The organism is Acinetobacter nosocomialis NIPH 2119 (assembly GCF_000368085.1).
Lineage (GTDB): Bacteria > Pseudomonadota > Gammaproteobacteria > Pseudomonadales > Moraxellaceae > Acinetobacter > Acinetobacter nosocomialis.
Genome location: NZ_KB849239.1, coordinates 3056068 through 3072682, shown reverse-complemented (window position 1 = coordinate 3072682; position 16615 = coordinate 3056068). Strand labels below are relative to the sequence as shown.

Below are 16615 nucleotides of genomic sequence, written 5' to 3'. Positions count from 1 at the left end.
ATTGGTTTTTACCTTTGTATCTTGATTGCATGAGTTGTATGCGAATATAGTCAAACAACAAAGAATTCTGTAGAAAATATGAAGGATAAGAGGGATTCAAGGAGACAGGCATGACAGCATTTAATCAAAAAATTCAAACATTGCTAGATAAGGGACAAGGCCCTGCTGCTCGAGCACTTGATAGGTTACCCCGACTAGCCCAAGAGTCTCTCGCTAAAATTTTAGGATATTCTTATCAATACCCAGATCTCGATTCATTTACGAAATGCATGATGGCTGTGCAAATCAAACAGGGGAGAGTGGGTTTCATTGGCTCTGATCCGATTCAATCAAGAAGAATGTTTGATGCACAAATGCAGGCCATACGTCAAAAACCAACTTATATTGAATCAGTAGAAGATATTCGTCTTCCACTACAAAGCGGCACAATCTTTGCCAGACATTATCATCCGGCTCCTAATAAGAAACTGCCATTAATCGTGTTTTATCACGGGGGTGGTTTTGTTGTAGGTGGTTTAGATACTCATGATGAAGTTTGTCGTTTATTAGCAAAATATGCAAAAGTACAGGTCCTCAGTATCGACTATCCTCTTGCTCCGGAAGTTTCACCACAACATTTAATTCAGTCATGTGAAGATGCATTAGCATGGGTTTATCAAAATCGCAGACAATTAAAAATATTAAAAAATAGAATTGCGGTTGCAGGGGACAGTGCAGGAGGAAATATTAGTACTGTTGTAGCGCAAAGATCAGTAAATAAAGCTTATGCACCACAAGCACAATTACTTATCTATCCAACAGTAGATTTTAAAAGCAGACATCCTTCTTTTTATGCCTATAACGAAGGATTGGTTTTAACAAATACCGATATTGATTACGTCACACAATATTATGCAACTCAGCATAATGTAGAACTTGATGATCCAATTATTTCACCCACCTATGGCAACCTAAAGAAAAATCCACCAGCTTTTGTGATTACAGCTGGACATGATGTCCTACATGATGAAGCGAAAATATATAGTCATAAATTAAGACAAAATGGCGTAAAAATGTATTACGAAGAGTTTCCGGAACAGACTCATGGTTTTATTAACCTGACTCCAATTTCTAGAAAAGCCAAACGTCATACTATCGAAATTAGTAAAAACTTCAGAAAATTTTGGGATAAAAATAGTTAAGTAAATTCAATAATCCATGTTTCACGTGGAACATGGATTAAATAAACAAATAGACTTAAAAATTCTTAATAAATAGTCACTAGAATTCTTCGCTGTAGGTGATTAAATTTAATAATTATCTTTTTATAAAACTTATTGTAGGAAAATATGAAAAAGTTATTGATGTTGTTTTGTCTAGGTCTAAGTAGTCACTCAGTATGGGCTAATAGCTTAGTTGAGATGCAAACAAATTTAGGCAACATCGAAATAGAGTTGTATGACGATAAAGCACCGATTAGTGTGAATAACTTTAAAAGCTATATAAAGTCTGGTTTTTATAAAGAAACAATTTTTCATCGTGTGATTCCTGGTTTCATGGCACAAGGGGGTGGCATGACTGCAAATATGCAGGAAAAGACAACACGAGCACCTATTAAGAACGAAGCAGGAAATGGTATTGCAAATACACGTGGTACTTTAGCGATGGCTCGTACATCAGATCCAGATTCAGCTACTAGCCAATTTTTTATAAATGTCGCAGATAATAAATTTCTTAACCGTTCACCGGGAAATCCGGGATATGCCGTTTTTGGTAAAGTTGTAAAAGGAATGGATGTAGTAGACCGTATTGTTCAGGTTCCTACATCAAACTATGGCATGCATCAAAACGTACCAAAACAGCCTATAAAGATTGTAGATATAAAGATCAAAACAATGGGAAAATAAATTAAATATATGAATCAATAACTTAAATTATTTTTTAAATTTATTTGACTGAAAAAGAACCGGTCGAGCATGGATATTTATAAAAGTGCTTGCGTACCGGTTTTTTTTCCCTATAATGCACTCATCCCGACGCGATACACGAGAATATCTTAGCTTACAGGGTTAAGATAAAAGCTTAGTATTGTGTTGGATCTGTCTCTGACGAGGAGCAGAAAAATCATTAAGAGAATTGAAGAACAACTTGTGTGGATTTTTACTGATTGATTAATCGAAATAATTTTCATTGATTGATTGGTTTAAATTACTCGAAGTTTATTTGAGCGAAATTTAAGTCAGTAATTGATGAGCCAGAATTGGCACCTTGTCTATAAATAAGGTGCAAAATGATTTTAACTGAAGAGTTTGATCATGGCTCAGATTGAACGCTGGCGGCAGGCTTAACACATGCAAGTCGAGCGGGGGAAGGTAGCTTGCTACTGGACCTAGCGGCGGACGGGTGAGTAATGCTTAGGAATCTGCCTATTAGTGGGGGACAACATCTCGAAAGGGATGCTAATACCGCATACGTCCTACGGGAGAAAGCAGGGGATCTTCGGACCTTGCGCTAATAGATGAGCCTAAGTCGGATTAGCTAGTTGGTGGGGTAAAGGCCTACCAAGGCGACGATCTGTAGCGGGTCTGAGAGGATGATCCGCCACACTGGGACTGAGACACGGCCCAGACTCCTACGGGAGGCAGCAGTGGGGAATATTGGACAATGGGCGCAAGCCTGATCCAGCCATGCCGCGTGTGTGAAGAAGGCCTTATGGTTGTAAAGCACTTTAAGCGAGGAGGAGGCTACTTTAGATAATACCTAGAGATAGTGGACGTTACTCGCAGAATAAGCACCGGCTAACTCTGTGCCAGCAGCCGCGGTAATACAGAGGGTGCAAGCGTTAATCGGATTTACTGGGCGTAAAGCGCGCGTAGGCGGCTAATTAAGTCAAATGTGAAATCCCCGAGCTTAACTTGGGAATTGCATTCGATACTGGTTAGCTAGAGTGTGGGAGAGGATGGTAGAATTCCAGGTGTAGCGGTGAAATGCGTAGAGATCTGGAGGAATACCGATGGCGAAGGCAGCCATCTGGCCTAACACTGACGCTGAGGTGCGAAAGCATGGGGAGCAAACAGGATTAGATACCCTGGTAGTCCATGCCGTAAACGATGTCTACTAGCCGTTGGGGCCTTTGAGGCTTTAGTGGCGCAGCTAACGCGATAAGTAGACCGCCTGGGGAGTACGGTCGCAAGACTAAAACTCAAATGAATTGACGGGGGCCCGCACAAGCGGTGGAGCATGTGGTTTAATTCGATGCAACGCGAAGAACCTTACCTGGCCTTGACATAGTAAGAACTTTCCAGAGATGGATTGGTGCCTTCGGGAACTTACATACAGGTGCTGCATGGCTGTCGTCAGCTCGTGTCGTGAGATGTTGGGTTAAGTCCCGCAACGAGCGCAACCCTTTTCCTTATTTGCCAGCGAGTAATGTCGGGAACTTTAAGGATACTGCCAGTGACAAACTGGAGGAAGGCGGGGACGACGTCAAGTCATCATGGCCCTTACGGCCAGGGCTACACACGTGCTACAATGGTCGGTACAAAGGGTTGCTACACAGCGATGTGATGCTAATCTCAAAAAGCCGATCGTAGTCCGGATTGGAGTCTGCAACTCGACTCCATGAAGTCGGAATCGCTAGTAATCGCGGATCAGAATGCCGCGGTGAATACGTTCCCGGGCCTTGTACACACCGCCCGTCACACCATGGGAGTTTGTTGCACCAGAAGTAGCTAGCCTAACTGCAAAGAGGGCGGTTACCACGGTGTGGCCGATGACTGGGGTGAAGTCGTAACAAGGTAGCCGTAGGGGAACCTGCGGCTGGATCACCTCCTTAACGAAAGATTGACGATTGGTAAGAATCCACAACAAGTTGTTCTTCATAGATGTATCTGAGGGTCTGTAGCTCAGTTGGTTAGAGCACACGCTTGATAAGCGTGGGGTCACAAGTTCAAGTCTTGTCAGACCCACCATGACTTTGACTGGTTAAAGTTATAGATAAAAGATACATGACTGATGATGTAAGCTGGGGACTTAGCTTAGTTGGTAGAGCGCCTGCTTTGCACGCAGGAGGTCAGGAGTTCGACTCTCCTAGTCTCCACCAGAACTTAAGATAAGTTCGGATTACAGAAATTAGTAAATAGAGATTTCGGTCTTGATTTATTAACTTCTGTGATTTAAGTATCACAGTATTAAGCATGACCTGATGAAGGCATGTTTATTCATTAACAGATTGGCAAAATTGAGTCTGAAATAAATTGTTCACTCAATAACAAAGAGAGATGAAGTAATTCTGATCTTGGAGTTAATTGAGAACTAGCAAATTAACTGAATCAAGCGTTTTGGTATATGAATTTAGATTGAAGCTGTACAGTGTTTAAATACACAGTGCTCTAAACTGAAATGTTGAAGTTACTAACTTGTAGGTAACATCGACTGTTTGGGGTTGTATAGTCAAGTAATTAAGTGCATGTGGTGGATGCCTTGGCAGTCAGAGGCGATGAAAGACGTGATAGCCTGCGAAAAGCTCCGGGGAGGCGGCAAATATCCTTTGATCCGGAGATGTCTGAATGGGGGAACCCACCTACTTTAAGGTAGGTATTGCAACATGAATACATAGTGTTGCAAGGCGAACGAGGGGAAGTGAAACATCTCAGTACCCTTAGGAAAAGAAATCAATTGAGATTCCCTCAGTAGCGGCGAGCGAACGGGGATCAGCCCATTAAGTTATGTGTGTTTTAGTGGAACGCTCTGGGAAGTGCGAACGTAGAGGGTGATATTCCCGTACACGAAAGGGCACACATAATGATGACGAGTAGGGCGAGGCACGTGAAACCTTGTCTGAATATGGGGGGACCATCCTCCAAGGCTAAATACTCCTGACTGACCGATAGTGAACCAGTACCGTGAGGGAAAGGCGAAAAGAACCCCTGTGAGGGGAGTGAAATAGATCCTGAAACCGCATGCATACAAGCAGTGGGAGCACCTTCGTGGTGTGACTGCGTACCTTTTGTATAATGGGTCAGCGACTTATATTCAGTAGCGAGGTTAACCGTATAGGGGAGCCGTAGAGAAATCGAGTCTTAATAGGGCGTTTAGTTGCTGGGTATAGACCCGAAACCAGGCGATCTATCCATGAGCAGGTTGAAGGTTGGGTAACACTAACTGGAGGACCGAACCCACTGTCGTTGAAAAGCCAGGGGATGACTTGTGGATAGGGGTGAAAGGCTAATCAAGCCTGGTGATAGCTGGTTCTCCCCGAAAGCTATTTAGGTAGCGCCTCGGACGAATACCATAGGGGGTAGAGCACTGTTTCGGCTAGGGGGTCATCCCGACTTACCAAACCGATGCAAACTCCGAATACCTATGAGTACTATCCGGGAGACAGACTGCGGGTGCTAACGTCCGTAGTCAAGAGGAAAACAATCCAGACCGCCAGCTAAGGCCCCAAAATCATAGTTAAGTGGGAAACGATGTGGGAAGGCATAGACAGCTAGGAGGTTGGCTTAGAAGCAGCCACCCTTTAAAGAAAGCGTAATAGCTCACTAGTCGAGTCGGCCTGCGCGGAAGATGTAACGGGGCTAAAACTATGTGCCGAAGCTGCGGATTTGACATTAGTCAAGTGGTAGGGGAGCGTTCTGTAAGCCGATGAAGGTGTATTGAGAAGTATGCTGGAGGTATCAGAAGTGCGAATGCTGACGTGAGTAACGACAAAACGGGTGAAAAACCCGTTCGCCGAAAGACCAAGGGTTCCAGTCCAACGTTAATCGGGGCTGGGTGAGTCGACCCCTAAGGCGAGGCCGAAAGGCGTAGTCGATGGGAAATTGGTTAATATTCCAATACTTCTGTGTAATGCGATGAGAGGACGGAGAAGGTTAAGTCAGCCTGGCGTTGGTTGTCCAGGTGGAAGGATGTAGGTATGTATCTTAGGCAAATCCGGGGTACTCTATACTGAGATCCGATAGCAAGCTGTACTTGTACAGCGAAGTGGCTGATACCATGCTTCCAGGAAAAGTCTCTAAGCTTCAGTTACACAGGAATCGTACCCGAAACCGACACAGGTGGTCAGGTCGAGTAGACCAAGGCGCTTGAGAGAACTCTGCTGAAGGAACTAGGCAAAATGGTACCGTAACTTCGGGAGAAGGTACGCTGTTGTTGGTGATGGAACTTGCTTCCTGAGCTGATGACAGCCGCAGAAACCAGGCCGCTGCAACTGTTTATTAAAAACATAGCACTCTGCAAACACGAAAGTGGACGTATAGGGTGTGATGCCTGCCCGGTGCTGGAAGGTTAATTGATGGGGTTAGCGTAAGCGAAGCTCTTGATCGAAGCCCCAGTAAACGGCGGCCGTAACTATAACGGTCCTAAGGTAGCGAAATTCCTTGTCGGGTAAGTTCCGACCTGCACGAATGGCATAATGATGGCGGCGCTGTCTCCAGCAGAGGCTCAGTGAAATCGAAATCGCTGTGAAGATGCAGTGTACCCGCGGCTAGACGGAAAGACCCCGTGAACCTTTACTGCAGCTTGACACTGAACTTTGACCTTACTTGTGTAGGATAGGTGGGAGGCTTTGAAGTTGGAACGCTAGTTCCAATGGAGCCGTCCTTGAAATACCACCCTGGTAATGTTGAGGTTCTAACTCTGTCCCGTTATCCGGGACGAGGACCGTGTCTGGTGGGTAGTTTGACTGGGGCGGTCTCCTCCTAAAGAGTAACGGAGGAGTACGAAGGTGCGCTCAGCGTGGTCGGAAATCACGCGTAGAGTATAAAGGCAAAAGCGCGCTTAACTGCGAGACCCACAAGTCGAGCAGGTACGAAAGTAGGTCTTAGTGATCCGGTGGTTCTGTATGGAAGGGCCATCGCTCAACGGATAAAAGGTACTCTGGGGATAACAGGCTGATACCGCCCAAGAGTTCATATCGACGGCGGTGTTTGGCACCTCGATGTCGGCTCATCTCATCCTGGGGCTGAAGCAGGTCCCAAGGGTATGGCTGTTCGCCATTTAAAGAGGTACGCGAGCTGGGTTTAGAACGTCGTGAGACAGTTCGGTCCCTATCTACCGTGGGCGCTGGAAATTTGAGAGGATCTGCTCCTAGTACGAGAGGACCAGAGTGGACGAACCTCTGGTGTACCGGTTGTGACGCCAGTCGCATCGCCGGGTAGCTATGTTCGGAAGGGATAACCGCTGAAAGCATCTAAGCGGGAAGCCTACCTCAAGATAAGATTTCCCTAGGAATTTATTCCTCTAAAGAGCCGTTCGAGACTAGGACGTTGATAGGTTGGATGTGGAAGCATAGTGATATGTGAAGCTGACCAATACTAATTGCTCGTGAGGCTTGACTATACAACACCCAAGCAGTTGTATATAAAGCATCAATCGATTCATAAATCTACAAAGCAACTTGATTTAGTTAAACGCTTAGCTAAAATGAACACAGTCAGATTCAATCAGCCCAGTCTGTAAAGATTTGGAAAACGCTTCGGCAGTTAATAAGACCAAAGCAAGTATCCATAAACAGTTGTGCTGGCGACCATAGCAAGAGTGAACCACCTGATCCCTTCCCGAACTCAGAAGTGAAACCTCTTAGCGCTGATGGTAGTGTGGGGTTACCCATGTGAGAGTAAGTCATCGCCAGCTCATTATTCCAAACACCCCCATTCTAAAGAGTGGGGGTGTTTTTTATTGCGCGAAATAAAGTGAAAATTTAATTCATAGAAAACACATAACTAAAAATCAGATTTGCACGGTTGCCGTGCTTCAGAGATATAATGAAGAAGCTTTTTATTTGGGCGTGATCTCGTGAAATTTAATTCTTTCTCTCAATTACCTGAAGATAATGAAGAACTTTCTCTTCCAGAGTTGATCTATTGGGCATCTTTAGGTGATCTAGAGCAAGTAAAACAATTATTAATAGATGGAGAGAATCCTAATCAGATAGATGAGGAAGGCTATAGTGCTTTACAAGCAGCAGCTGAGAATGATCATTTAGAGATAGTGAAGCTCTTGGTTGAAAAAGGGGCACATGTCGCTTATAAAAGCGAATACACAGCACTACAGTTAGCAGAAATGGCTGGGAATACAGACGTAGTGAATTATTTAAAAAGTTTATAAAATTAAAAAGCCCCTTTTATTGGGAAAAGCGGCTTTTTGTTCAATTTAAGACAAATGATATTTTTGCAGCTTTTCAACAATAGATTGAAGTGCTTTTACTTCAAATTCATTGGCTTCAAACTTTTCATCTTTATTGCGTTTAAAGATATCTCGTATTTCTATTACAGCATTTGGGTCAACAATACTTAAACTTGAGGTGACTTGGCGTATTTGGCTAATAGAGCGAGAACCATTCGTTGAACCATAGCCAATAAATGCAGCAGGTTTACCACTCCATTCTTTACCTACATAGTCCAGAGCATTTTTTAAAGCTGGACTGTAACCGTGGTTGTATTCTGGGCTAATAAAAATAAATGCATCAGCTTTGGCAATTTTATCTGCCCATTCTTGTTGTTTTGGTTGATCATAAATACCTGTTGCAGGTGGGTGTGAGCCTGAAAATAACGGTAAATTCCACTCTTTTAAATCAATTACTTCTGTCTGAAAATCTTCTAGATTAAATGATGGAATTGCTGTTTCTAACCAATTGGCAATTTTAATAGCTGTGCGTCCTTCACGGACACTTCCTACGATGATATAGACCAGCATATATTTTTCCTAAGAATTTTTATCTTTATAACTTAATTCATTACATAGAAAGTGAGAATATAGAATTTGTAAGGATTGTTATGTCATGCAGAAAAGTTAAATAATAAAAAAGCCCTCAATAGAGGGCTTTTTTTACATCAACTTAATGCCTTGTTGACCAGCTGGAGTTACTTTGAATATCTCTACTTCAAAAGTAATATTTTTGCCAGCTAAAGGGTGGTTGAAATCGATTTCAGTAATATCATCATTCACTGACTTCACAACACCAAATAAAGTTGCTTTTGCTTTATCTTCAAATTCGATCATGTGACCAGGAATAGGTCGTTGTTCGAATTTAACCGTATCAAAAGTTTGTATATTTTCCGGATTCCAAGGACCAAAAGCATCTTCTGGTGGAAGATGTACAGTACGTCGATCACCTGCGCGTAAGCCAAGAAGGGCTTTCTCAAAGCCTGGTAATAAATTACCGTCACCAATAGTCAAGCTAACAGGCTCTTCACGGCTACGTGTATTGTCAATTTCTACACCATTTTCGATAGCAACAGAAAAGTGTAGTTCAACTTTAGAACCGTCAGTAATACGAATTTCTTCATTAGGTTGAATAATTTCGGTCATATTATGCATCCGAATTTTTAGGTCTTTGCTTCTCAAGGAAGAATGTATCGATGAGTAGCAAAATGGTACCTAGAGTAATGGCACTGTCCGCAATATTAAAAGCTGGAAAGTGATGATTTTGGTAATAAACATGAATGAAATCGACCACATACCCTAAAGTAATACGGTCAATTAAATTACCTAATGCTCCACCTAAAATTAAAGCGATAGCTACAGGTAGCACCACCATTTTTTTAGGCATACGTAGCAACCAAAATACAAAAAGTATTGAAACTAAGCCTGCCAAAGATGTGAAGAAATAGCGTTGCCATCCTCCAGCATCAGATAAAAAGCTAAAAGCTGCACCATAGTTATGTAATAGTGTCCAGTTTAAAAATGGAAGTACAGGTACAGGATCTGCGTAGTTCAGATGTGTACTTGCAATCCATTTTGTCCATTGATCCAACACAATGGCAAGGACAGAAAGTCCAAGCCAAATGAGGTTGTGCGGATAAAACTGGAATAAGCCTTTTTTAGCTTGTGAATTAGGCATATTTTCTCACTTCGCCACGACCAGTGACGTTCACAATACAACGACCACATAAACCAGGATGATCGGCGTGTGTATTCACATCAGGAAGGACATGCCAGCAACGTGCACATTTTTCACCTTCAGCTGCAGATACTTGTACACGTAAGCCTTCCATTTCAGTTGCTTCACCTTGTTCAGCAAATGGATGTACTACTACTTGCGAAGTAATAAGAACAAAACGGAGTTCATCAGCCAGTTGGTTTAAAACTGTTTGTAATGATTCATTTGCCCAAAGTTCAACTTTGGCTGAAAGATTACTACCGACAAGTTTAGCGTTACGAGCTGCTTCAATCTGTTTATTTACTGCAGATTTTACGCTAATCAATGTTTGCCAATCTGCTTCAGAAAGTAAGTTTGCTTTTGATGAAACAGGTAGGTCATACCATTCAGCTGTAAATACATATTTTTCAGTTTGTTCTGGAATAAGTGGCCAAGCTTCTTGAGCAGTGAAGCTTAAGATTGGGCTCATCCAGCGCACAAATGCTTGTACGATATGGTAAAGCGCTGTTTGTGCAGAACGACGTGCTTGTGAGTCAGCCTTAGTGGTGTATTGACGGTCTTTGATGATATCTAGGTAGAAGCCACCTAAGTCATTAATACAGAAGCTTGTTAATGCACTACACACGACATGGAAGTTCATTTCTTCATAGGCCGCGATAATAGTTTGTTGTACTTCATTCGCACGTTGCAAGATGTATTGATCAAGAGCAATAAGGTCATCTACTGCCAGAGCATCTGTACTTGGTTTGAAACCATTTAAGTTTGCAAGCAAGAAGCGGAGCGTATTACGAATACGACGGTAGCTATCACTTACACGGCTAAAGATTTCTTTTGATGCTGCAATTTCATAGCGATAGTCGCTAGATGCTACATATAAACGTAAGCCATCGGCACCCAGTTGTTTGATGATTTCTTCAAGCGGAATATAGTTGCCTAAAGATTTCGACAATTTACGGCCATTTTCATCCACTGTAAAACCGTGAGTTAACAAGGCTTTATATGGCGCACGGTTGTGAATTGCCATAGAGGTTAATAAAGAAGATTGGAACCAGCCACGGTGTTGGTCTGAACCTTCTAAATATAAGTCAGCAGGGCTTTCTAATTCTTCACGTTGCTCAAGTACAGCGTAATGTGTTGTTCCAGAGTCAAACCATACATCAAGCGTATCACGAACAGCATTGTACTGTTCAGCATCTTCACCAATGAAGTCTTTTGCATCACGGTTAAACCATGCATCGATACCTTCTTGTTCGATAAGTTTTGCAACTTCTTCAATGAGTTCAGGCGTACGAGGGTGCAATTCATTCGTATCTTTATGAACGAAGAAAGGAATTGGCACACCCCAAGTACGTTGACGTGAGATACACCAGTCCGGACGGCCTTCGATCATTGATTCAATACGGTTTTTACCCCAGTTCGGTACAAACTCGATATCGTTTTCAATCGCGTTAAGCGCACCGTCACGTAAACCTTTTTGATCCATGCTGATAAACCATTGTGGTGTAGCACGGAAAATAATAGGAGTTTTATGGCGCCAGCAATGTGGATAGCTGTGTTTAATCGGTTGATGAGCCCACAAGCGTCCTACAGCACCTAAAGCTTCAATAATCTTTGGATTGGCTTTATAGATGTGCTCACCAGCAAAGATTGGTGCAGTTGGTAAGTAAACTCCGTTACCACCCACTGGGTTTTCAACTTTAAGGTTGTATTGAAGACCTACTTTATAGTCATCTGCACCGTGGCCAGGCGCAGTGTGTACAGCACCTGTACCGCTTGTTGCGATAACGTGTTCACCCAAAATAACCGGAACTTGACGATCGGTAAGTAAAGGGTGTTGTAAAGTAAGGTTTTCAAGAGCTGAACCAGTGAAGTCAGCTAAAACAACTGGGTTTTCAAGCTTGTAACGCTCAATTGCAGAAGCAACTAGGTCTTTAGCAAGAATAAAGTTTTGCTTACCACGTTCAGTAGTCACTTGTACCAATTGATATTCAATTTCGGCATGCAATGCAACTGCTTGGTTCGCAGGTAATGTCCAAGGAGTAGTGGTCCAGATCACGATATCAGTTGGATCTTGAACATCTACATTTACACGAGCGCTTAAGTCTTTTAAATCTACAACGCCAAAACCAACGTCAATTGCGTCAGACTTTTTATCTTCGTATTCAACTTCAGCTTCAGCAAGTGCTGAGCCACAGTCCATACACCAGTTCACTGGCTTTAAGCCCGGCTGGATATGACCATTTTTTTGGATTAAACCTAAAGCACGAACGATATCGGCTTCTTGTTTGTAGTTCATGGTGAGGTAAGGATTATCCCAATCACCTAAAACACCAAGACGTTTAAAGTCAGCACGCTGTAAATCAATTTGTTTTAGCGCATATTCACGGCAGAGTTTACGGAAAGTCGCTGCGTCAACTTTTTCGCCTACTTTACCTACTTTTTCTTCAACTTTTAGTTCGATTGGCAAGCCATGACAGTCCCAACCCGGAACATATGGCGCATCGAAACCTGCCAAAGTACGGCTTTTTACGATGACGTCTTTGAGTACTTTGTTAACCGCATGGCCCAAGTGAATTGTACCGTTCGCATATGGAGGGCCATCATGCAAAATATATTTTTTCTTGCCAATACGCGATGCACGAATCTGCTGATAAATGTTGTCGGTATACCACTCTTCTAACCATTTCACTTCACGTACTGCCAAATTTGCTTTCATTGCAAATTGAGTATCCGGCAGGTTTAGCGTGGCTTTGTAGTCCACTGCATTTTCAGTAGTTTGCTTATCGCTCATGCAAGTTGTCTTCCAGTTTAATCAGCTTGGGAGCCGACATGTTTTACAATCAAAATTCGAATTAAAAAGGAAATTGTGTCGTGTCGTTACGATATTGTCGTAATTGCTGCACGTCATTATCAATTCCTGCCTTAAGTGCCTCAAGCGAAGGGTAGTTCAATTCACCATGAAGATAGTGAAGAAAAGTCACCCGCATAAATAAGCCATACAGATTAGCAGAAACATCAGGGAAATGTACTTCTAATCTCCACTCTGGATGCTCTTGCTGGATGGCTGGGCGAGTACCGACATGACCTGCACCATAAAGGCTGTTTTCATGATATCCGGCAATTCCCGGTTTTTCAGGATTATCCTGAAGCACTTTTTGAGTTAGCGAAGTTGTCTCGCAAATGACTTCAACGCCATAAATACCATTTAAACAAGGCTTATGGCGGTTTAGACGAACATTAATCGTTGGAAAATCTAAAGTTCGTCCAATTTGGTCGCCATATTGAACACGTCCGGTAATACTGTACGGACGGCCTAATAATTTAGCTGCTAAAGCGAGATTGCCCACTTGAAGCACTTGGCGAATACGAGTTGAACTGACGCGTTCACCTTCGAGTTCAATCGTATGTAAATTTGTGACTTGAAATCCGTAATTCTTTAAAAATTCGCTGTTACCTTGACGGTCTTTGCCGAAATGAAAGTCATCTCCTAAAACCAAAGCTTGAGCATTTAATTTGTCTTTTAATAAATCTGCAAACTCAGAAGCACTCATGCTACGGAAATGCTGGTCAAACTTGGCAACCGCAATGTAATCCACCCCAAGTTCAGCTAGATATTCAACTTTTTCCCGTAAGGAATTAATACGAGGCGGGGCATCGTAGCCTTTAAAGAACTCAAGCGGTTGGGGCTCAAAAATCATGACCAATGTTTTTAAGCCTTGTGCTGCAGCAATTTTTTTCAGTTGAGCAATCATCGCTTGGTGACCTAAATGGACACCATCAAAATTACCAATAGTTACCGCTGTTTGCGGCAACTGGAAATTGGGCGATAACGCATTAAGACGTAGCAGTTTCATGAACTTAAAATATGGCTATTTTTGCAAGGGCTATATATTGCCATAATCTCACAGATTCGTCTTGTTGTTGTGTTTTTACTCAGGTATTTTTCAAATGAATATCTTTTATATCTAAAAAATTGATGAATTAAATAAAAATAAATCAATTTTTCTTATTATTAATTTATCCTACTATAGTTTCATTCACTCTTTGATTAGAGACTTAAGATGAAAAGACCCTTTTACCAATTAAATCAAAGTAAAGATGTTATACGGCATTTTACCCCAAATTGGTTTACAGCAACTATGGGTACTGGCGTGGTTAGTATGATTTTAATTCAGCTTCCATTTGCCAAATCATTTTTATTTATGCTGGCTACACTGTTATGGCAATTTAATATTGTTCTATTTAGTGTTTTTTCAGGTCTTTATTTATTGCGATGGTTTCTTTTCCCTCATGAAGCGAAGCAAGTATTTAATCATCCAAATATGTGCTTGTTTTTAGGCGCTATACCGATGGGGCTTGCAACCATACTAAATGGCTTTTTAAGCTTCGGAATCGGGCTTTATGGTGAAGTAGCAATCCATATTGCTCAAGCTTTATGGTACATCGATGTCTTTTTAGCGTTAGCAATTGCTTGGATTGTGCCGTTTTGCATGTTTAGCCGTCAGAATCATCAGCTACATACCATGACTGCAATTTGGTTGTTACCTGTCGTTGCTTGTGAAGTCGCGGCAAGCTCTGCGGGCATGTTGGTTGCACATTTACCAGCAGATTTTCACAGCTTTCATTTATTGTTAGCGGGATATGTACTCTGGGGAATTTCTGTATTACCTGCATTTGCCATTTTAACGATTTTAATGTTGCGTATGGCTTTGCATCAGTTACCAGAAAAAGAAGTCGCAATTTCTAGCTGGTTATCTTTAGGCCCAATTGGCACAGGTGCTTTAGGTCTATTGTTGCTAGGTGAACAGGCAAAAAGAGTATTGGTAAATATTGGCTTTTCTGAGTTTACCCATGTATTTCAAGCATTAGGCGTTGTGGGTAGTCTGGTACTTTTAGGGTTCGGGTTATGGTGGCTAGGTCTTGCGATATTAACAACGCTTCGTCATGCAAAAACAGGTATTCCGTTTAACTTGGGTTGGTGGGGTTTAACTTTCCCATTTGGTGTGTTTATTTTGGCTTTATTTAATCTAAGTCATCAGATTGAAGTTATATTTCTACAATACGTTGCTGTGGCATTCAGTATTTTATTACTTGTAATGTGGAGCGTAGTAATGAAGAAAACCTTAGCTGGCGCATATAGTGGCAAGCTGTTCTTTTCTCCATGTTTGGTAGCTTTACAAGAAAGAATGCAGTAATGGTGAAAAGGTGCAAAAAAGCTTTTGCACCTGATTTATACTTATTTTCTAATTTATTAATCTTGAATTGAGCCTTTTTGAATGAACAAAGATATCGCTTTAATTATGGCACTTCCTAATGAATCTAAAGGTTTATTTGAGCAAGCAGGTATTGAAGTCCATTACAGTGGTATAGGTAAAATCAACGCTGCTTTTAAAGCATTTGAAGTTATTCAAAAAACAGGCTGTAAAACTCTAATTAACTTAGGTACAGCTGGAAGTTCGTCTTTTAATCGACATAATTTAGTTGAAGTAAAAACCTTTGTACAACGTGATATGGATGTTTCACCATTAGGGTTTGAAGTAGGTGTAACGCCGTTAGATGATCATTTACCGGCAGAGATTCATCTCCAAACGCATTTTGCTGATTTACCAAAAGGGATTTGCGGGACAGGGGATTCATTTGAAACTGGCCAGCCAAAAGTCGCGTGTGATGTGGTGGATATGGAAGGGTATGCTTTAGCCAAAGTTTGCCACAAGCTAGGTGTACGTTTAATTTCGGTGAAATATATTACTGATGGCGCAGACGATACCGCTCATTTAGATTGGGAAGAAAATTTATTATTGGGTGCGCAAAAGCTCTTGGCTCTTTATCAAAATCATTTTTAAAAAAAGATCGGCAAATTTGCCGATCTTTTTTATTTTAGCGAGGTAATACGCCGTAGAGCATCATATGTACTGTATGCTCAATCGAGCGTTGGAACATACTGCGGTTACGCAGTGTTTTTCCAGTCACCATTTCCATTTGCGTGGCAAAATCGGCATAGTTTTGTGTAAGACCCCAAATATTGAGTATTAACAGCTCAGGGTCGATATCTGGAGAAATTTTTCCTTCTTCTTGCCATGTTTGAATGACCTTGGCTTTACGCTTAAATAGCTTTTTCAAAGGTCCTTTCAGTATAGGCAAAATGTGTGGTGCCCCTTGGATAATTTCCAAAGCAAATAATCGCGAAGCTTTTGGTTGGCTACGAGAAAGTTCGATTTTTTGTATTAAGTAGTGAGACAAAGCTTCGGCCGGTTCTAACTCAGCTTCTAAGGTTTGTAAGGGAGCAAGCCATTTTTGTAAAACTGTGGTCAGCACTTCCACATATAAAGACTCTTTATTTTCATAGTAATAGAAAATATTCGACTTATGCATGTCAGCGAGTTGGGCAATTTCATCCAGACTTGCACCACTGAACCCATATAGTGAAAACACATCAAGGGCGGCAGCAAGAAGCTGATTGCGCTTTTGAGTACTCTTCTTTTGTTCCATTTGCTGCATAAATTAAAAAGATAGTGCTCCCATTGTAAGGTAAATCGTTTGATTTGTGCACAGGTGTCTCACTTTTTTAGTGAAAAAACGGATAGTTATTTGAGCAATAGATATACTATTGTGCAAAAAATAGAGAGATTCACTAGTTTATTGTTATTCTTAAAAATATTTTTTGATCTTCGCCCTAAAAAAGAGCAATAAATCATCAGTTTTATTGCTCATTAAGTGGGCATTTTGTTGTTGAAATGGTTCTCATTACTCATC

At 41.7% G+C, this 16615-nt stretch carries 11 protein-coding genes, 2 tRNA genes and 3 rRNA genes; 10 read left to right on the top strand and 6 right to left on the bottom strand.

Annotation, left to right across the window (positions count from 1 at the left end; genetic code table 11):
• The first annotated feature begins 110 nt into the window (after positions 1–110).
• The 8 genes from F984_RS18180 to F984_RS18145 all read left to right on the top strand — a co-directional run bounded on the left by F984_RS18180 (position 111) and on the right by F984_RS18145 (position 8088).
• Positions 111–1181, top strand: coding sequence for an alpha/beta hydrolase (locus tag F984_RS18180; protein WP_004711227.1), 1071 nt, complete (start codon positions 111–113; stop codon positions 1179–1181).
• Positions 1182–1328: 147 nt separating this feature from the next.
• Complete coding sequence (locus F984_RS18175; RefSeq protein WP_004711225.1) at positions 1329–1886, top strand: peptidylprolyl isomerase; 558 nt, start codon at positions 1329–1331, stop codon at positions 1884–1886.
• Positions 1887–2276: 390 nt separating this feature from the next.
• Positions 2277–3814: ribosomal RNA gene (locus tag F984_RS18170) — 16S ribosomal RNA — on the top strand.
• A 59-nt stretch (positions 3815–3873) separates the two neighbouring features.
• Positions 3874–3950, top strand: a tRNA-Ile gene (locus tag F984_RS18165).
• Positions 3951–4005: 55 nt separating this feature from the next.
• Positions 4006–4081 (top strand) — tRNA-Ala (locus F984_RS18160).
• A gap of 348 nt (positions 4082–4429) precedes the next feature.
• Positions 4430–7320, top strand: a 23S ribosomal RNA gene (locus F984_RS18155).
• A 179-nt stretch (positions 7321–7499) separates the two neighbouring features.
• Positions 7500–7614 (top strand): 5S ribosomal RNA (gene rrf, locus F984_RS18150).
• Together the 16S, 23S and 5S rRNA genes with 2 tRNA genes alongside form the textbook arrangement of a ribosomal RNA operon.
• Positions 7615–7776: 162 nt before the next feature.
• Complete coding sequence (locus F984_RS18145; protein WP_004711223.1) at positions 7777–8088, top strand: ankyrin repeat domain-containing protein; 312 nt, start codon at positions 7777–7779, stop codon at positions 8086–8088.
• Positions 8089–8133: 45 nt separating this feature from the next.
• On the opposite strand, the gene F984_RS18140 is transcribed toward F984_RS18145, so the two are convergent.
• From F984_RS18140 to ribF, 5 genes are all read right to left on the bottom strand, one after another.
• Complete coding sequence (locus F984_RS18140; RefSeq protein ID WP_004711221.1) at positions 8134–8676, bottom strand: NADPH-dependent FMN reductase; 543 nt, start codon at positions 8674–8676, stop codon at positions 8134–8136.
• A 132-nt stretch (positions 8677–8808) separates the two neighbouring features.
• Positions 8809–9291, bottom strand: coding sequence for an FKBP-type peptidyl-prolyl cis-trans isomerase (locus F984_RS18135; protein WP_004711219.1), 483 nt, complete (start codon positions 9289–9291; stop codon positions 8809–8811).
• Between the two features lies 1 nt (position 9292).
• Positions 9293–9823, bottom strand: coding sequence for a signal peptidase II (lspA, locus tag F984_RS18130; RefSeq protein WP_001133879.1), 531 nt, complete (start codon positions 9821–9823; stop codon positions 9293–9295).
• Positions 9816–12653, bottom strand: a complete 2838-nt coding sequence (gene ileS, locus F984_RS18125) for an isoleucine--tRNA ligase (protein ID WP_004711216.1) — start codon at positions 12651–12653, stop codon at positions 9816–9818. The genes lspA and ileS overlap by 8 nt, the downstream gene beginning before the upstream one ends.
• A 61-nt stretch (positions 12654–12714) precedes the next feature.
• Positions 12715–13716, bottom strand: coding sequence for a bifunctional riboflavin kinase/FAD synthetase (gene ribF / locus F984_RS18120; RefSeq protein WP_000771825.1), 1002 nt, complete (start codon positions 13714–13716; stop codon positions 12715–12717).
• Between the two features lie 207 nt (positions 13717–13923).
• On the opposite strand from ribF, the gene F984_RS18115 reads away from it, so the two are divergent.
• The gene (locus F984_RS18115; RefSeq protein ID WP_004711214.1) at positions 13924–15057 is read left to right on the top strand and encodes a TDT family transporter; all 1134 of its coding nucleotides are present in this window, start codon (positions 13924–13926) and stop codon (positions 15055–15057) included.
• 81 nt (positions 15058–15138) lie between these two features.
• On the top strand, positions 15139–15705 hold the full coding sequence (locus F984_RS18110) for a 5'-methylthioadenosine/S-adenosylhomocysteine nucleosidase family protein (RefSeq protein WP_004711212.1): 567 nt from the start codon (positions 15139–15141) through the stop codon (positions 15703–15705).
• 34 nt (positions 15706–15739) lie between these two features.
• On the opposite strand, the gene F984_RS18105 is transcribed toward F984_RS18110, so the two are convergent.
• Positions 15740–16360: a TetR/AcrR family transcriptional regulator gene (locus F984_RS18105; protein WP_002050490.1), complete on the bottom strand. Its 621-nt coding sequence runs from the start codon at positions 16358–16360 to the stop codon at positions 15740–15742.
• Between the last annotated feature and the right edge of the window lie 255 nt (positions 16361–16615).

Bases quoted from the DNA above. Each gene is read 5' to 3' on its own strand.
- F984_RS18105 (WP_002050490.1), bottom strand. From the start codon at position 16,360: ATGCAGCAAATGGAACAAAAGAAGAGTACTCAAAAGCGCAATCAGCTT.
- F984_RS18140 (WP_004711221.1), bottom strand. From the start codon at position 8,676: ATGCTGGTCTATATCATCGTAGGAAGTGTCCGTGAAGGACGCACAGCT.
- lspA (WP_001133879.1), bottom strand. From the start codon at position 9,823: ATGCCTAATTCACAAGCTAAAAAAGGCTTATTCCAGTTTTATCCGCAC.
- ribF (WP_000771825.1), bottom strand. From the start codon at position 13,716: ATGAAACTGCTACGTCTTAATGCGTTATCGCCCAATTTCCAGTTGCCG.
- F984_RS18115 (WP_004711214.1), top strand. From the start codon at position 13,924: ATGAAAAGACCCTTTTACCAATTAAATCAAAGTAAAGATGTTATACGG.
- F984_RS18180 (WP_004711227.1), top strand. From the start codon at position 111: ATGACAGCATTTAATCAAAAAATTCAAACATTGCTAGATAAGGGACAA.
- F984_RS18110 (WP_004711212.1), top strand. From the start codon at position 15,139: ATGAACAAAGATATCGCTTTAATTATGGCACTTCCTAATGAATCTAAA.
- ileS (WP_004711216.1), bottom strand. From the start codon at position 12,653: ATGAGCGATAAGCAAACTACTGAAAATGCAGTGGACTACAAAGCCACG.
- F984_RS18135 (WP_004711219.1), bottom strand. From the start codon at position 9,291: ATGACCGAAATTATTCAACCTAATGAAGAAATTCGTATTACTGACGGT.
- F984_RS18175 (WP_004711225.1), top strand. From the start codon at position 1,329: ATGAAAAAGTTATTGATGTTGTTTTGTCTAGGTCTAAGTAGTCACTCA.